Genomic DNA, 17,123 nt, shown 5'->3' on the forward strand with positions numbered 1-17,123 from the left:
TCCTATTTCCCCTTCAGCGCCCAATATCCTGAGCGCGCGGCCAGCGTTTCGGGCACACATTCCCGTTCAGCCACTTCTGCTTCGCTAGCGGCAATTGTGGCGGATTGAAACTCCACAGGAGGGGACCACTGGACAACATTTCCACTCAAATTGAACACGCACAGGACCTTATCCTCGCCCGATTGCCGGGTGAAGGCCACAATTTCATCAGGCGTGTCGATCAATTCGCTGGTGCCGTGCAGCATGGATGGCAGCGATGAACGCAGGGCGAGAAGCTTGCGCGTATAGCTCGCAACCGAGCCGGGCTCATCAATCTGAGTATCAATCGCACGCTCAGTATGAGCAGGATCAACCTTCAGCCAAGTACGGTTTGCGTTAGAGAAGCCTGCTTGCGGTTCATTCGCTGACCACGGCATCGGCGTGCGCGCGCCGTCTCTGCCCAAAGTGTGCGGCCAGTTTGTGATCGCTTCGGGATCTTGCAGGTCTGCAAAAGCAACATGGCCCTGCGGCAGGCCCAGTTCTTCACCCTGATAGATGATCGGATTGCCGCGCAGTGACAGCAGCAGCAGCATGTTGAGCCGCGCTACTTGCTCAAAATCATCATCGCCTGACCAGCGCGTTGTCGCTCGCGGGGCATCGTGATTGGAGAAAGCCCAAGACGGCCACCCCTCACCCGGTGTCCCTTCCCAATTGGCCAGCGATTGTTTGACCCGCGCGGCTGTCAAATCCGGCGCATAGAGGAAGTCGAAGTTGTAAGCAGAATCGAGCCGTTTCTCATCCGCCGTAAACGCTTTCATCTCAGCCAGCGGGTCTGGTCCACCCACCTCAGCCACAGTGAAGCGATCGGGATACTCGTCGATCGTCGCGCGTATCCGCTCAAGGAAGGCTGGGATGTCATCATGCGACTGATTGAACCGCTTGATCTGCATGTCAAATGGCCGCGTGACCTGTTCCATCGGCACACCTGAGGGCGGATTATCGCGCAGCTCAGGATCATGCATTGAGAAGTTGAGCGCATCGAGACGGAAGCCATCGACGCCGCGATCCAGCCAGAACCGCGCGACATCCAGCAAGGCTGCTTGAACGTCAGGATTATGGACGTTGAGGTCCGGCTGACTGGTCAGGAAATTGTGCAGGTAATATTGACGGCGCGGTCCATCCCACTGCCATGCAGAGCCACCAAAGACAGACTGCCAATTGGATGGCGGCGAGCCATCGGGCTTGGCATCTGCCCAAACATACCATTCCGCTTTGTCATTGGTGTGATCGCGGCGGCTTTCCTGAAACCATGCGTGTTGGTCGGATGTGTGCGAATAGACCTGATCGATAATGACCTTTAGCCCCAATTCGTGCGCGCGAGCGACCAGTGCATCGAAATCGGCAAAGTCGCCAAAGGTCGGGTCAATGCCGCAATAATCGGACACGTCATAGCCGAAGTCTTCCATGGGCGAAGTGAAGAAGGGCGACACCCAAATCCCGTCCACGCCAAGCGAGGCGATGTAATCCAGACCCTGCGTGATCCCTTTGAGATCACCGATCCCGTCCGCATTCGTATCGCGAAAGCTGCGCGGATAGATCTGATAGATGACCGCGCCGCGCCACCATTCGTTCGCGCTAACGCCCGCAGGTACATTGGCGCTGGCAGCGTTATTGCTGCGAAGTTCGTCGAAAACCTTGCTCATTGCGCAGCCTCATTAACGCGGGCGATGCACCATCCGAATGCGGGGAGCTCAAGCGCGACGCTGCCCGGCGCTGCAACAGCATTGGGGCAGGTGCCATGAAGCGTCTCCAGCCCCCTCGCTGTGTACCCAATGGAAGAATTTACTGACTGAGCCTGCGCTGCCGTGTTGAATGCCAGCAGATACTCCGTGCCCGTTTCCGGATCGAAGCGTGAGAAGCTCACCAGTCCGGGCGCTTCGTCATTATAGCTTCGCACGATCTGCTCACCCCGACGCAAGGCCGCATGGCGCGTGCGAATGGCGGAGAGATCACGGATCAATGCATAAAGCGGGTGAGCGGTGTCGAAGTTCTCCTCCGCCGTAGTCGCATCGGTGCCGATCAGGTCGTTGTCGTTGTAATTCTCGGTCAAGCTGGGGAACATGTCTTCCCGCGCGGCCTGATCATTGCCATCGCCAACAAAGCCTTGCTCATCGCCATAATAGATCACCGGATTGCCGCGCAATGTCATCAACATCGCATGGCCCAGCTCAACCCTATCCAGCAATTCCTCCTGAGAGATCCCGGGATTGTCCGCTTTGATCAACGTAGAGAACCGGCCCATATCGTGATTGCCAAGGAATGTCGGCATAGCGCGCGCAGCTTCTTCGCCGCCTTCATAGTTCACATCACCATCGAACATTTCGACCATCACGCCTGCAGGTAGGTTGCGGCCAAGTGCATCACGGACCGCGGCCTGAAATGCGAAGTCTAGCACGGCAGGAAATCCGTCACGGCGAGTGAACCGGGCGAGGAAGCCGCTATTTCTGCTGTCTGAATAGACCTCCCCAAAGATCAGGAAATTGGAAATGCCCTCTGCCTCAGCCGTTTGCTGCATCGCAGGTACAAAGGCCTGCCAGAATTCGGGGTTCACATGTTTGGCCGTGTCGACCCGAAAGCCGTCAATGCCAAACCGTGTGATCCAGCTGGCATAGATATCGATCATCCCTTCGAGCACGCGCGGGTGTTCGGTGTAGAGATCATCGAGACCTGCAAAATCGCCATAACGGCTGCTCTCACCTGAGAAGGTCGTGCTGCCGCGATTGTGGTAATAGAGGGGATTGTTAAGCCATGCGGGAACCTTCACATCGCGCTCGGCCTCTGGAACAACCGGCGTATAGGCGAAATCTGACGCGGTTAGCCGGTCAAAGTTCTCTTGCGTCTGGACGCTGTCACCCAGAAAACCGTCATTGATCGGCTCTCCACCCACTCCTCCGCGACGCGAATAGGGGAACTCAGAGAGGCTGCGATAGGCGTAGTTGAAATCCCCACCCTCAGCGTAGCGAATGACGTCCGCTGTGTGATTGGTGATGATATCCATATAGACCTTCATGCCGCGCGCATGGGCAGCATCGACGAAAGCCTTAAATTCCTCATTAGTGCCGAAATGCGGATCAATGCTGGTGAAGTCGGTGACCCAATATCCGTGATAGCCTGCGCTTTCCTGCCCTTCTGGCCCTTGAACCGGCTTGTTTTCAAAAATCGGCGCAAACCAGATCGCGGTTACGCCCATCCCTTCGATGTAATCGAGCTGGGCAGTCAGACCAGCAAGGTCACCGCCGTGATAGAAACCTTTATGCGTGGGGTCATATCCATGGTCGAGCGCCGCGCCCTCGATACCACCGCGATCATTGGCCGGATCACCATTGGCAAAGCGATCAGGGAGGACGAAATACACGACTTCATCTTCGGGCAGCCGATCACGATACGCGCCATCACCCTCAGCCCGATCTGACAACGCCTCAGCGCTGTCAGTCATTACAAATCCCGCAACGCCCAATAGCATCAGCAGGCCAAGCAGCCAGAATCGCGTCATTATGATATCCTCCCACATCCGAAATGCCACTTTGGAGAGAATTTTGCAATTCTTTGTGAAAATTTGTTTTGAAGACCAGATGGGAGCTTTAACTGCACATAATCAGTATTTTAGCAGACTTTAGCGAACGCCATTGACGAAATTATCGATATAAAACGCAAAGTTTCTTGCAAATTTTTGCATAAGCGGCAGACTGATGTAGAGGTAGAGAACAAAGACTAAGCTGATGCGCATTGCCACGCAATGTACGCAGCTGGCTCCAGTCACAGCTAAAAAGCTGGCGCTGGGTGGGAGAGGGATACCACAAATGACACAGGCCGCCACAGCAGGCGCAGCGCGCAAACCCGCAATGAATGCGGCGCAGATTTGGAACATGAGCTTTGGCTTTTTGGGTATCCAGATCGGCTTTGACCTGCAAAACGGCAATGTAAGCCGCATTTTCCAGACACTCGGTGCAGAAGTGAATGAGCTCGCGATCCTCTGGATTGCGGCGCCGATGACGGGCCTGATTGTCCAACCCATTATTGGCCATTTGTCAGACAACACCTGGGGCAATTTCGGCCGGCGGCGGCCCTATTTCCTGATCGGTGCGATCCTTGCGACGCTGGCGCTTTTCATCATGCCCAACTCGCCGACCCTGTGGGTGGCGGCAGGCATGTTGTGGATCATGGATGCATCGCTGAATGTGACGATGGAGCCGTTTCGCGCCTTTGTCGGTGACAATCTGCCCGACCGGCAACGCACGCGCGGATATGCGATGCAAAGTTTCTTTATCGGAGTTGGCGCAGTGATTGCTGGCGCGCTCCCGTGGGTGATGACCAATTGGATTGGGCTCAGCAACACTGCGGCAGAAGGGCAAATTCCTGAAACGGTTCAATGGGCATTCTATCTTGGCGGCGCGGCGCTATTCCTCGCGGTCTGTTGGACCGTGTTCAGCACCAAGGAATACAGCCCCGAACAGCTCGCCGGTTTCGAAGCCGCGCGGCAAAAAGCGCTTGGCCTTGATACTGCCGATGTGGCGAGCGTGCGGCGGTCCGCCGGTCAATTCCAATCAGGCGGCTTAGTCTGGATCGGCATCGGTCTGATCTTTGCAGCAGCCGTGTGGTTTGCACGCCAAGACGCACGGCCAGCATTCTTTGGCGAGTTGGAGGTTGGCCAAGAATTGTTCATCCTTGCCGGATTGATCGCCGCCTTTGGTGTGATCCAGATCATCGCAGGGATGATGCGCAGCGGTGGAAAAGACGACAACGGCTTCATGGAAGTCGTCAACGATCTGTTCGCCATGCCGCAGACCATGCGCCAATTGGCCGTGGTGCAATTCTTCAGCTGGTTCGCGATGTTTGCGCTTTGGATTTATGGAACGCCGGGCGTGACCGAATATCATTTCGGCGCGACCGATCCGACCACCAGCGCCTATCAAGATGGTGCTGATTTGTGGAGCTTGATGGGCTCTGTCCGAAATGGCGTGGCGGCTGCGGCAGCGCTGGCGTTTATCGTGATCGCTGCAAAGATTGACCGACGTCGCCTGCACAGCCTCAACCTTGCCATCGGCGCGATGGGCTTTGCAGCCATGATCCTGATCACTGACCCGGCTTTCCTATGGGTCTCGCAAATCGGTCTCGGCATCGCATGGGCATCGATCGTATCGCTGCCCTATGCGATCCTCGCAGGGTCTGTGCCTGCCAAGAAGATGGGCATCTATATGGGCATCTTTAACGTCTTCATCGTGGTGCCTCAGCTGATAGCGGCGACCTTGCTCGGCTTTTTGCTGATGGCGATTTTTGAAGGCGCGGCGATCTACGCGATGGCAATTGGCGGTGTGTCATTTACCCTTGCAGCAATCGCCACCTTATTCGTGACCGATCACCAGGCGAGCCTTCCAGCTGACCCGCAAACCGCAGGAGCCGCATCGTGATCGCGCGCGTCAGCCTATCGTTCACCCTCGCTCTAAGCCTTGCGGGATGCGAGGGGCTGAGCACGACGCCAGCGGCCAATTACGAGCCGCAAGCCTATGCCGAGTTTGAGAACGCACAATGGACCCGCGATGCAGTGATCTATCAGCTGAACACACGGCAATTCACATCTGAAGGTACCTTTGCTGCTGCTCAAGAACAATTGCCGCGCCTTGCTGAAATGGGCGTCGACATTGTCTGGCTGATGCCGATCCATCCGATTGGAGAGGTTAATCGCAAGGGCTCCATGGGCAGCCCCTATTCCGTGCTCGATTATCGCGCGGTCAATCCCGATCTTGGCACCGAAGAAGACTTTCGCGCCTTTGTAGATGCAGCGCATGAACTGGGCCTCAAAGTCATTTTGGACTGGGTGGCGAACCACTCGGCATGGGACAGTCCGCTGACCACGCAGCATCCTGATTGGTACACCCGCACACCCGAAGGCGAGATGATGCCGCCCGAGGGGACCGATTGGTCCGACGTCGTCGACTTTGACTATTCGAACGCCGAATTGCGCGAGTACATGACCGGCAGCCTCACCTATTGGGTGCGCGAATTTGACGTGGACGGATACCGCGCCGATGTCGCCGGATACGTGCCCACAGACTTTTGGGAGACAGCGCGCGCAGAACTGGACGCAATCAAGCCCGTCTTCATGCTCGCCGAATGGGAAACGCGCGACCTTCATCGCAAAGCGTTTGACGCGACTTACGCATGGGGCTGGAAAGAGGCGATGCAGGAATTGGTCGCGGATGGCAGCGGCGCGGGCAAGATGCGCGGCTATTACTCCGGGCAATCGGTGACTTGGCCCAGCGAGGCCTATCGCATGGTCTATACCGACAATCATGACCAAAACTCATGGGACGGCGTCGCCTTTGAGATTTATGGTCCGGCCTACGAAACGGCCATCGCGCTAAGCTTCACCGGCCCCGGCATTCCGCTGATTTACAACGGTCAGGAAGCCGATCTGGATCGCCAACTCGCTTTTTTTGAAAAGGATGAGATTGAGTGGAAAGAGGGTGAATACGATCCGCTCTTACGCCGCCTGATCACCCTCAAAACCGAAGAGCGCTCGCTTTGGAATGGCAAGCATGGCGCGCCTTTGGTTGAGATCCCCAGCAGCGCAAGCGATGATGTATTCAGCTTTGTCCGCGGAGAAGGCGAGCAACGGGTATTCGGAGTCTTCAACCTCTCCCCGCGCGATCAAGAGGTCACATTCGAACTGGCCCGGCACCATGGGGCATTCACCAATGCGTTGACGGGTGAGGCTGCCGAATTTGATGCAGGCACTTCGCTAACGCTTGGCGCGTGGGACTACCGAATATTCACCGCTGAATAGGCGTACGAACTACGGCTGCATGATTTCAAGCGTTTGCCCGGCGCTCACGCTGGGTTCAATCGTCTCGCTTCCGTCGGGCCAAATGACGCGCACTCCGCCCTGTGTGTTTGGCCCCAAGCCAAAGATCTGATCGGTCGAATTGTGCGAGGTGAAGTTGCTGTTCACCCCGACCATCCGCGTCTGCTTGGTATCCGCAATGGTCAGCTCAATAATCGCACCCACAGCAAACGTGTTGGGCGCACGCCCGCGCAGGCGGACCTTAACCGCATTCGCGCCGCTCAGCTGGTTCTCCCAATAATACACCGCGCCTGATGGCTCTGCGGTCAACAGCAGCGCATCGACATCGCCGTCATTATCAAAGTCATCGCAGACAACCCCGCGCCCTTGATCAGTTTCGGCAATGGTGGAGGCTTGCGCTGCATCTGCAAAAGTGCCGTCGCCTGCATTCATCCAGAGCCGGGTCACATCGTTCACATAGTTCGATGCCGAGGGGTCTTTGCCTGCCTCCCAGCCATTGGTCTGATAAATATCGAGCCAGCCATCTGCGTTGAAATCGGCAAAACACGATCCCCAGCCCCAGCCTCCCGGCTCCACGCCAGAGGCCGCATTGCGGCTAAAACTTGCGCCGCCAAGATTTTCGAACAGGCGGTTGCCATTGATGGAGGAGACGAACCAGTCAAAGTCGCCATCATTGTCAAAATCACCAATCGCCGCGCCCATTCCGTTCTCATCATCGGGCACGAAGTTTGCGCCGGTGAAGGTACCATTGCCGTTATTGATCAACACCTTTGACCCGCGAAAGTCCGATACCATCAAAATGTCGAGATCGCGGTCACCATCAATATCGGCAAAACCGGGAGCAAATGTGTAATCGAAGTTGGGTCCCAGCACTCCTTGCGGCAGGTCAAAGGCGAGCAGGCCAGCGATGCCGCTGGTCACGCTTACCGGGGAAAAGGACATGGCGCCCGGCGTGGAATCATTGCGCCACAATGTCTCCGTCTCTCCCGGAACCGTGGGATCGCGCGGCGTGCCCCAATGCGCCATCAGGACATCAAGATCGCCGTCGCTGTCATAGTCTCCCAGCGCCATCGAAATGGTGTGCTCGGCGCTAGCCAAGTCAAAACCCGAACCGACGCTGGCATCGGTGAAATTGCCCGAGCCATCATTGGCCATCAGCTTGATCGGGCCGCCTTCTAAACCGCCGAGCAACAGATCGAGATCGCCATCGCCATCCAGATCGCCAAAGGTCGGTCCGGAATGACGGCCATTTGCGCCCACGCCCAGAGTGAAGGCCACGCCCGATGCGCCGGCAGCTTCGCGGAAAGTCCCGCCCTCATTAATGTAGAGCAGGTTTGGCCCCGTATCGCCCCGCGCAACGAAGACGTCGATATCGCCATCATTGTCGATATCGCCCGCCGCCGCGCCGCCCGCGAACTGCGCGACCATTGGGTTTAGCCCAGAGGAGAAGCCGAAACTGTGTCCCAACCCCATCGCCGCAGTGGCATTGGCAAAGCTCGTGTTTGCACCTGTGGGCAATGTCGCACTGCCTTGAACCGGGCTGGGGGTCGGCGTGCCTCCCCCACCGATCGCGGCAGGAGGCGAGCTGGCGCTTTCGCCGCCACCACAGGCGCACAACACTGCGCATAGGCCAAGAACGCTCGCCCTTGCTGTCAGACCATTTCGGTTCATGCTGATCCCTCTCCCTGAACCCCCGATAGCACCCTTTTTGCATTTTTTGCAGAGAAATGCACACTAGAAATGCTTTGATTTGGTGGTATCGTGTGGGCAAGAGAGAGTTTTGTTGCAAAAATTTGCATAAATGATCCGCTTAGGTGTCTGGGAGAGAGAGAAATGCCGCGCTTTGGGATGATGGTGCTTTCGTTTGTGGCTTTGGCTTTTGCCGCTGCGATGCCGCTTCGCGCAGAAACTGCGCAGGAAATTTCACCTGATGGCAGGATTTGGGTGAACGTCTCTGACGAAGGCGGACAAGCAACCTACACCGTGCATTTTGATGGCGAAGTGGTGATGGAACCCGCGCGCCTTGGCCTGTTGTTTGCCGATCACCACGGCTTTGAAGCTGAGCTCAAAATCGAGGGCTACACCCGCAACCGGGTCAATTCGACTTGGGAGCAGCCATGGGGTGAACGCCGCGAAGTGCGCGACCATCATCAAGAGATGGCCGTGACGTTCGTCTCCACCACTGGACCAGAGCGGCGCATGATCGTGCGGTTCCGCGTGTTCGATACAGGCTTTGGCTTTCGCTATGAGCTGCCAGAACAAGACGCGCTGTCAGGCGATATCCGTATCACCGATGAGCTGACCCAGTTCAACATTGGCGGCGATGCCGATGCATGGTGGACGCCCAGCCGCCAATTTAACCGCTACGAATACATCTATCGCACCGGCCAAGCGGGCGAAGTTGATGACGCGCACACGCCTGTCACTTTCCGGCAAAAGAATGGCGATGAGAATGGCCTGCATATCAGCATCCACGAGGCGGCTTTGGTAGACTATTCCGGCATGTCGCTGTTGGCCTTGCGTCCGGGTAGCTTTGAAGCGCAGCTGCGTGCGGGCTCTGACGGGATCAAGGTGCACACGTCCGCTCCTTTCAAAAGCCCGTGGCGCACCGTTCAGATCGCGCCTGACGCAGTGGGCCTGATCAATTCAGACATCATCCTCAACCTTAATGAGCCCAACGCGATGGGCGATGTGAGCTGGGTCGAACCGGGTAAGTATATCGGCATCTGGTGGGCGATGCATATTCGCGAGCGCACCTGGGGCAATGATGGCATTCACGGCGCCAACAATGAAGATGTGAAACGCTATATCGACTTCGCCGCCGAACATGGCTTTGCAGGCGTTCTGGTCGAGGGCTGGAACATTGGCTGGGATGGCGACTGGTTCAACAATGGCGAATTGTTTAACTTTACGCAGGCCTATCCCGATTTCGACCTAGCAATGTTGAGCACCTATGCAGACGAACGGGGCGTACGGATCATCGGCCACCACGAAACATCAGGCAATGTCGCCAATTACGAAGCGCAAATGGAGGACGCCTTCGCGCTCTATGCCGAAAACGGCGTGCGCGAGGTGAAGACTGGCTACGTTGCCGATGCGGGCGATATTGTCCGTTATGATGACAACGGCGTGCGGCAATATGAATGGCATGACAGCCAGTTCATGGTCGATCATCACCTGCGCGTGGTCGAGGCTGCTGCCCAGCACCAGATTTCCATCAACGCGCATGAGCCGGTCAAAGATACGGGCCTGCGCCGGACGTACCCGAATTGGATGACGCGTGAGGGCGCGCGCGGCATGGAGTTTAACGCATGGGGCACACCGCCCAATCCGCCCGAGCACATTTCCATCCTCGCCTATACCCGCATGCTGTCAGGGCCGATGGATTTCACGCCCGGTATCTTTGACCTGCGCCCCAATGAGCGACCACCGGTTCGCGAAGACATGCAGCGCGGCGATCCGTCAAACCGTCCGCAAACAACGCTCGCCAAGCAGTTGGCGCTGTATGTGGTGCTCTATTCGCCGCTGCAGATGGCCGCTGACCTGCCGGAGAATTACGAGGCCAACCTCTCCGCTTTTCAATTCATCAAAGATGTCGAGGCGGACTGGGAAGAAAGCGTCGCATTGCTGGGTGAAGTTGGCGAATATGTCGCCATCGCTCGAAAGGGTCGCGCAAGCGGTGAGTGGTTCCTGGGCGCTGTGACCGATGCAGAGCCGCGCGAGCTTTCGATCCCGCTTACCTTCCTAGACGACGGCAAGACCTACACCGCACAGATCTACCGCGATGGTGCTGACGCGCATTGGGACACCGCCCCTTATGAGATGGTGATTGAGGAAGTCACCGTGACCAGCGCCGACGCATTGGATGCAATGCTCGCGTCATCAGGTGGCCTCGCGGTTCGGTTCGTGGAGAAATAAAGCCTCGGCAAATACGGGCATGGCGCATTTGATAGGCGTGCCATATGGCTGGCGGCATCGTAGCCAATCGCCAGCCACTTTGCCGGAGCCAAATGCGCGTTCTCGAAACCACGGACGGGTTTGAAGTCATTGCGCCAGATGGAGCGTGCCTGCTGCGCCATACCCAGGCGGATCCGTGCATCGCGCTTGCTATAGGCGAGGTCGGTTTCGCGATGCGGCGCGGCAATTTCGCCATCTCAAAGGGGGAAACGACTGCGATTCCGCTCGGCTTGAATCGTATCGCGCAGACGCCCAGCGGTGAGGCACAGATCAAGTTTCACGAAGCGTCCACCAACCAGCCAGCGCTCACCATGCGTGTCAGCCCCAACGCCCTCACATTCGAAGCCCACCACGCGAAGGCAACCCAGTTCCAGATCAAATTTCTCGCCGATCCGGACGAAGCGGTTTGGGGATGCGGGATGCAATATTCCTATCTCAATTTGCGCGGACGCAGCTTTCCCATTTGGGCCTCCGAGCCCGGCGTCGGCCGCGACAAATCATCATGGCTCACGCAAAAGATGGACGAAGAAGGCGGCGCTGGCGGCGATTATTGGACCACCGGCTATCCGCAGCCCACCTTCCTTTCCTCCAAGCACTATGCCGTCCATGTCGATAGCTGCGCCTATGCTGAGTTCGACTTTGGCGACCTGCAAACACACGCGCTCACATTCTGGGACATTCCAGAGCGGATTGAGCTGTTCTGGGGGGAGAGCTCAGCCGATCTGGTCAGCCAGCTTTCCGCGCGGTTCGGACCACAATCCGCCTTGCCGGATTGGGCGCTCGAAGGCGCAACGATTGGGCTGAAGCAGGGTGAGGCGGGTTTTGCGCGGCTCGATAAAATCATCGCTGCCGGAGCGCAGGTGACAGGCATCTGGTGCGAAGATTGGGTGGGTCTGCGCGAAACGAGTTTTGGCAGACGCTTGTTTTGGGATTGGCGAGTGGACAATGATCGCTACCCCGCCCTCAAAGACAAGATCGCCCAATTGAGAGCACGCGGCATTCGCTTCCTTGGCTATGTGAACCCCTATTTGTGCGTTGACGGGACGCTTTATAGCGAGGCTGCGACACGCGATTTCTTCGTCAGGCGCACTGACAATGGCGACGTTTACATCGTCGATTTTGGCGAGTTTGAATGCGCTCTGATTGACCTCACCAATCCAGATGCGCGCCGCTGGTTTGCCCGCCGTATCATTATTGAAGAGATGCTGGCGCTGGGCATGTCAGGGTGGATGGCGGATTTTGGCGAGTACCTCCCTACCGACGCAAAACTGTTCGACGGCAGTGATGCTGCGATCATGCACAATGAATGGCCGGTTTTGTGGGCGCAGGTGAATGCCGAGGCGATCCGGCTTGCAGGGCGAGAAGACGATACGGTGTTTTTCATGCGCTCAGGCTGCAGCGGGCTTCCTCAGCACGCCCCGCTGATCTGGGCAGGCGATCAAAGTGTGGATTTCTCGCGTCACGATGGCATCGGCACCGCCCTCACCGCTGCGCTTTCTGCAGGGCTGGTGGGCAATGGGCATTCGCATAGCGACATTGGCGGCTACACCAGCCTGCACGGCAATGTGCGCAGCGCCGAACTGATCATGCGCTGGGCAGAGATGGCCGCCTTCACGCCCTATATGCGCAGCCATGAAGGCAATCGTCCTGATGACAATTTACAGGTGGATGGCGATGCGCGCGTGCTTGACCATTTCGCCGCAATGACCCGGTTGCATGCCACATTGCTCTCTTATTCCAAGGCGGTGAGCCGCGCCGTTGGCGAGCAAGGCCTGCCGATGCAACGCGCGATGTTCTTGCATTGTGATGCGCCAGAGGCGCGCGCCATACAGGACCAGTATTTCTACGGGCCGGATTTGCTGATTGCGCCGGTTTTAGAGGAAGGAGCAAGCAGCAGGCGCGTGTTCGTCCCAGACAATGCGCGGTGGATCGATTTATGGACCGGGAGCGTGGCTGGCGATGGCTGGCAACAAACCAGCGCACCGCAGGGACTACCTCCTGCCTTCTACCGCCAAAGCAGCGAGTTTGCGCCAACCTTCCAAAGCGCCGCGCAATCGCACCTCGCATGGTTCAAGCAATGGGCAGATGCTGGCTAAGCTTGAAACCTGGCGCGGGCTTTCAAGACTGAGTTAATCAGCCGCTCTGGCGTGGACGGCTTTGGGCAATAGATTGCGCCGGGAAACCGTTCTTCATTGTCATTGCTAGCATGGCCTGAATGGATCACCAGCGGCACATTCTTCTCAAGCAAAAGCTGGCCAAGCTCTGCCGCCTCGCCATCTGGCAGCCTTAGATCGAGGATGACTGCGTTGTAGTCCTCCCCTTCGACCATAGCTTCGGCTTTGCGCAAAAGGGTCGCAACATGAACCTCGCGTGCGCCATGATCGGCGAATATCTGCTCAATCGTTTTAGCGATGAAAATCTCATCCTCGACGACAAGGATCTTGAGGTCTGCCAACTGCTTCACGGCCCCGCCGGTCATCCAAAGTCTTCCTGTGTAAGGCTCACTGTGAGTTGAACTTTCGCGCCTGATTTCGTGAACTTGCGCTTCAACTCACCGCGCAATTGCTCAACACCGGCCAGGATTAACGTCGAGCCAAAACCTTTGTGGTCCTTGGGCTTTGAGAAATTCGGCACATTTTCCTTCCAGACGATCTTGGTCTGCCCCTCATCGGTTTTTGACCATTTCACGTTCAACTTCCCATCCGGGACAGCCAAGGCGCCGTATTTCGCGGCGTTGGTCGTCAATTCGTGCAGGACCAATGTCAGCGTGTTCAGTACGTTTGGAGCAACTTCGACATCAGGGCCCTTAAGTCTGATCGATTGCTGTGTGACATGCGCCTCAACAATTGAGGCCAACATCGCTTCGAGCGACAGCGCAGTGGAAGAGGACTTCTTGCGCGCAAGGTCATAAACAGTGCCCAGCGCGACAATACGGTGCAGCAAAGTGCGCGCCATTTCTTCGGTCTCGGGATGGTTTTTTGGCGCCATCGACACCAGCCCTGCGATCACAGCAAACAGGTTTTTGACGCGGTGGCTCATCTCCGCGACTAGCATTTGCTGTTGATGGTTGGCGGTAACATCAATCGTATGACCTATGATCGATTGAGTCCCATCAACTGCGATATGCGGGCGCCCTCTCATGCGGAACCAGCGCAAGGGCTCGCCCCTTACATCGACCCGAAAATCAAACTCATATTCCGCCCCATCCTCAATCGCTTTGGTTAGCGCGGCTTTCACGTGGGACACATCGCTTTCGACAAAGTTCTGCATCATTTGCGCGTGTGTGATGACGCCGGACTGCTTAAGCCCGAACTGCTTGACGAGCACGTCATCCACTTTGACCGCATCATCGACCACGCTCAATTCTGCGACACCGATGTCAGCTGTTTCCAGCGCGAAATGGAGCCTCTCTGCCTCTTCTTCGACCCGCTTTTGCAGCTGGATGATCTCTGTCACATCCAATCCAACGCCGGCGACCTTTTGGTGTCCTTCGGCAGTTTCGTAAGGGTTTGAGTTGATCTGAAGCCAGCGCTCGGGTGCGCCCGGTAGTTTGACCCGCACAATCTGGTCGTAGTCTTCGCCCTTCGCAATCTTGTCATCGCGCAGCTTTCGGTGCTGGTCCGCGTCCTCTTGCGACAAGACACCCAGAAACGCGTCACGCCCATAGACACCGGCTTCGCCAAGCCCGATCATTTCGGCAGCGACTTGGTCAACCTCCATCGTCCCGTGTTCAAGATCGGTGTGCCAAAAGCCCATGCGAGACATCCGCATCGCAGCGCGCAGTTTCTCCGTCTCAGCCGTCAACTCATGCCTCAGTGCCACCTCTTTCGTAATGTCCACAAATGACAAGGTGACGCCCCGCGCGGTGCCATCTGCAAAGATGTACGGTGTGATGCGCAAGAGCAGGCTATGGCGCTGCCCTTTGGTTTCGACCGTTTCGTAGACCGGCATCCCGGTCTCGATTACATCGCGAATTCGCGCGACCAACTCATAATCGCCCAGCCGCAGATCAAACTCGGAAATCATCCGGCCTTCGTCGGACCGCTTTAACGGCAAAGTCCCGCGCGCCGCATCCGAGAGATGCCGAATGCGCATTTCCTTATCCAGCACAACCATCGACAAATCAGCTGATTGCAACAGGTTATCCAAGTCGGCATTGGCAAAGATCAACTCGTCAATCTTGTGCTTTAGTTCATCATTGGCCGTGGTGAGCTCTTCATTGGCTGACTGGAGCTCTTCATTCATCGACATCATCTCTTCGTTTGATGTCTTAAGCTCCTCATTCGCAGTTTCGATCTCCTCAACGGTTGCGCGCAACCTTTGTCGCAGGTTTTGAACCTCGGATTGGAGGTCGGAGATGCGGCGATCCTGAGAGACGGGGGCGACTTCGTATTCGTCGACCATTGGCTTCAATCGGTCCTTGGCGACGAAAATCAGACACACCGTATCGTCATCCATCGGGTCAGCGATGAAATCAGTGTTCTGGTTGCCAAAGGGCGTGACGACCTCAACATCCTTTACCGCGCAGCGCACGCCCGTTTTGAACGCATCTGTGACCAATGGCGTGCCGATTTCGTTCACTCTTTCGCGCGCAAGTTCATCCAGCGTGCTCCCGCCAAGCGGCGCGCCTTTCAAAAACAGCGCCAGATCGCCCGACGCATCGACCACGCGTCCATCCTTCGATATGCGTAAGAACGGCGGGCCGTATGTTTCATAGATGCGCTTGTTCGACGGGTCGAACGAGGCATGGCGCGGAAAATCAAGCTCCTTTGCCATACGCCGATCATCGCTGACTACGGATCGACCGGGTGACCCAATGATCATGGGCAGCTTTATCTGGCGGCGCTTGGCTTCATCATTGCGCTTGTAGAGCCTGCTCGATTTATCCAGCTCAAAGAACAATCGGTCAGCGTGTTTGGTGCTTTCAGAAGTGCCCAGAAGCAGGTGCCCCTGCTCACGCAAACTGAAATGCAACAGAGAGAATATCTCGGATTGCAGCGCATCCTTAAAATAGATCAAAAGGTTGCGGCACGAGATGAAATCGAGCTTTGAAAACGGTGGGTCCTGAATGATGTCGTGAACGGAGAAGCGGATCATCTCACGAATGCGGATATTGACCTCGAACCGGTCATCCATTGCCGTTAGATAAGATTGCTGCAGATATTCTGGAACATCATTGACTGCGCTGGCGGGATATCTGCCTCTTCGCGCCGTTTCGATCATCCCTTCGTCAATGTCGGTTGCAAATATCCTGATCAAAGGGCGTTTGCCCAGCTCCTCACAAGTCTGATCCACCAGCATTGCTATTGTGTAAGCTTCCTGCCCGCTGGAACAGGCAGGGACCCATATCCGCAATTCTTCAGTTGGCGATTTGCTCTCAATCAACGGGGTCAGGATCGTCCGGCGCACCACCTCAAACACTTCGCGCTCGCGAAAAAAGCTTGTGACATTGATCAGGAATTCACGCACGAGCGCGTGCTGCTCTTCTTCGTTCTGTTCAAGAAGCTTAAGATATTGCCCGACATCCTCAATATCGAGCAGATGCAAACGCCGGTTCAAACGGCGCAGCAAGGTCGCTTCTTTGTAGCCCGCAAAATCGACGCCTGAATTGCGCTTCAACAGGCCGCAAATCTCTCTAAGCGATTGCTCAATGATATTGTCATTGGCAAAAAGCGAAGGATCAAACGCCCCTTCGAAATAGGCTGATAATCGTTCAATGATTTGAGCAACGGGCAGCGTGAAATCGACGATCTTGGTCGATATTGCCGAATAAGGCATGCCGTCATAGCGCGCCTCTTCTGGTGATTGCACAGCGCAAATACCGCCAAAGTTTTTGACAACGCGCATTCCCGCGGTCCCATCGCCCCCGGTGCCTGAAAGGATTACTGCAGCCGCGCGATCACCTTGCGCATGCGCCAGCGATGAAAGGAAGCTGTCGATCGGCCTTCTGAGACCACGCGGCTCTTCAAATGGCTCCAGACGAAACCGGCTCTTTTCGATCCGCAAACTCGATCCCGGCGGAATGACGTGCAGACAATCAACCTCGATCTCGTCTCCGTCAGCAATCTGACGAACGGGCACCCTGGTCCGATTGGATAACAATTCGGCCATCATGCTTTCGTGATCAGGGTCAAGATGCATCACCAGAACGAATGCCATCCCGGTCAGTTGTTCAGCATTCTCGAACATTGTGGTGACGGCTTCTAGACCGCCGGCGGATGCGCCAATGCCGATAACAGGGAATTCGAGCTGAGGTGGCCCAAGAGATTCTTCGCAGGCTTCCTCATCCATTGCGTAGCCACGCCCCCGTGTTCAGACAAAAAGT

Annotated in this window: 9 protein-coding genes; 4 read left to right on the forward strand and 5 right to left on the reverse strand. The window is 56.5% G+C overall.

Features of this window, described 5'->3' with window-relative positions; genetic code table 11:
• Nucleotides 1-2: 2 nt before the first annotated feature.
• Both AC0V6N_RS11310 and AC0V6N_RS11315 read right to left on the reverse strand, forming a co-directional pair.
• Nucleotides 3-1,682 (reverse strand): alpha-glucosidase, encoded by a 1,680-nt coding sequence (locus tag AC0V6N_RS11310; protein ID WP_486171651.1) that lies wholly within the window; start codon nt 1,680-1,682, stop codon nt 3-5.
• Nucleotides 1,679-3,475 carry an alpha-amylase family glycosyl hydrolase gene (locus tag AC0V6N_RS11315; protein WP_486172478.1) on the reverse strand — a complete coding sequence of 599 codons (1,797 nt, stop codon included), beginning with the start codon at nt 3,473-3,475 and terminating at the stop codon, nt 1,679-1,681. Before AC0V6N_RS11315 ends, AC0V6N_RS11310 begins: the two co-directional genes overlap by 4 nt.
• A gap of 364 nt (nt 3,476-3,839) precedes the next feature.
• On the opposite strand from AC0V6N_RS11315, the gene AC0V6N_RS11320 reads away from it, so the two are divergent.
• Both AC0V6N_RS11320 and AC0V6N_RS11325 read left to right on the forward strand, forming a co-directional pair.
• Complete coding sequence (locus AC0V6N_RS11320; RefSeq protein WP_486171652.1) at nt 3,840-5,447, forward strand: MFS transporter; 1,608 nt, start codon at nt 3,840-3,842, stop codon at nt 5,445-5,447.
• Nucleotides 5,444-6,823, forward strand: coding sequence for an alpha-amylase family glycosyl hydrolase (locus AC0V6N_RS11325; RefSeq protein WP_486171653.1), 1,380 nt, complete (start codon nt 5,444-5,446; stop codon nt 6,821-6,823). The genes AC0V6N_RS11320 and AC0V6N_RS11325 overlap by 4 nt, the downstream gene beginning before the upstream one ends.
• Before the next feature lie 9 nt (nt 6,824-6,832).
• On the opposite strand, the gene AC0V6N_RS11330 is transcribed toward AC0V6N_RS11325, so the two are convergent.
• Entirely contained in the window at nt 6,833-8,512 is a 1,680-nt protein-coding gene (locus tag AC0V6N_RS11330) for a CRTAC1 family protein (protein WP_486171654.1), read from the reverse strand.
• Nucleotides 8,513-8,674: 162 nt separating this feature from the next.
• Here AC0V6N_RS11330 and AC0V6N_RS11335 point away from each other — a divergent pair, with 162 nt between their 5' ends.
• Both AC0V6N_RS11335 and AC0V6N_RS11340 read left to right on the forward strand, forming a co-directional pair.
• The gene (locus AC0V6N_RS11335) at nt 8,675-10,759 is read left to right on the forward strand and encodes a glycoside hydrolase family 97 protein (protein WP_486171655.1); all 2,085 of its coding nucleotides are present in this window, start codon (nt 8,675-8,677) and stop codon (nt 10,757-10,759) included.
• 44 nt (nt 10,760-10,803) lie between these two features.
• Nucleotides 10,804-12,894 carry an alpha-glucosidase gene (locus AC0V6N_RS11340; protein ID WP_486171656.1) on the forward strand — a complete coding sequence of 697 codons (2,091 nt, stop codon included), beginning with the start codon at nt 10,804-10,806 and terminating at the stop codon, nt 12,892-12,894.
• Here AC0V6N_RS11340 and AC0V6N_RS11345 read toward each other — a convergent pair.
• Together AC0V6N_RS11345 and AC0V6N_RS11350 are read right to left on the reverse strand one after the other, a co-directional pair.
• The gene (locus AC0V6N_RS11345; RefSeq protein WP_486171657.1) at nt 12,891-13,277 is read right to left on the reverse strand and encodes a response regulator; all 387 of its coding nucleotides are present in this window, start codon (nt 13,275-13,277) and stop codon (nt 12,891-12,893) included. The genes AC0V6N_RS11340 and AC0V6N_RS11345 overlap by 4 nt on opposite strands.
• Nucleotides 13,274-17,089 (reverse strand): CheR family methyltransferase, encoded by a 3,816-nt coding sequence (locus AC0V6N_RS11350; protein WP_486171658.1) that lies wholly within the window; start codon nt 17,087-17,089, stop codon nt 13,274-13,276. Before AC0V6N_RS11350 ends, AC0V6N_RS11345 begins: the two co-directional genes overlap by 4 nt.
• Nucleotides 17,090-17,123: the final 34 nt, after the last annotated feature.

The sequence above is a fragment of the Erythrobacter sp. S57(2025) genome, from assembly GCF_057365055.1.

Excerpts from the sequence above, each read along its gene's own strand:
- AC0V6N_RS11330 (WP_486171654.1), bottom strand. The coding sequence starts at position 8,512 with ATGAACCGAAATGGTCTGACAGCAAGGGCGAGCGTTCTTGGCCTATGC.
- AC0V6N_RS11310 (WP_486171651.1), bottom strand. The coding sequence starts at position 1,682 with ATGAGCAAGGTTTTCGACGAACTTCGCAGCAATAACGCTGCCAGCGCC.
- AC0V6N_RS11340 (WP_486171656.1), top strand. The coding sequence starts at position 10,804 with ATGGCTGGCGGCATCGTAGCCAATCGCCAGCCACTTTGCCGGAGCCAA.
- AC0V6N_RS11335 (WP_486171655.1), top strand. The coding sequence starts at position 8,675 with ATGCCGCGCTTTGGGATGATGGTGCTTTCGTTTGTGGCTTTGGCTTTT.
- AC0V6N_RS11320 (WP_486171652.1), top strand. The coding sequence starts at position 3,840 with ATGACACAGGCCGCCACAGCAGGCGCAGCGCGCAAACCCGCAATGAAT.
- AC0V6N_RS11315 (WP_486172478.1), bottom strand. The coding sequence starts at position 3,475 with ATGACTGACAGCGCTGAGGCGTTGTCAGATCGGGCTGAGGGTGATGGC.
- AC0V6N_RS11345 (WP_486171657.1), bottom strand. The coding sequence starts at position 13,277 with ATGACCGGCGGGGCCGTGAAGCAGTTGGCAGACCTCAAGATCCTTGTC.
- AC0V6N_RS11350 (WP_486171658.1), bottom strand. The coding sequence starts at position 17,089 with ATGGATGAGGAAGCCTGCGAAGAATCTCTTGGGCCACCTCAGCTCGAA.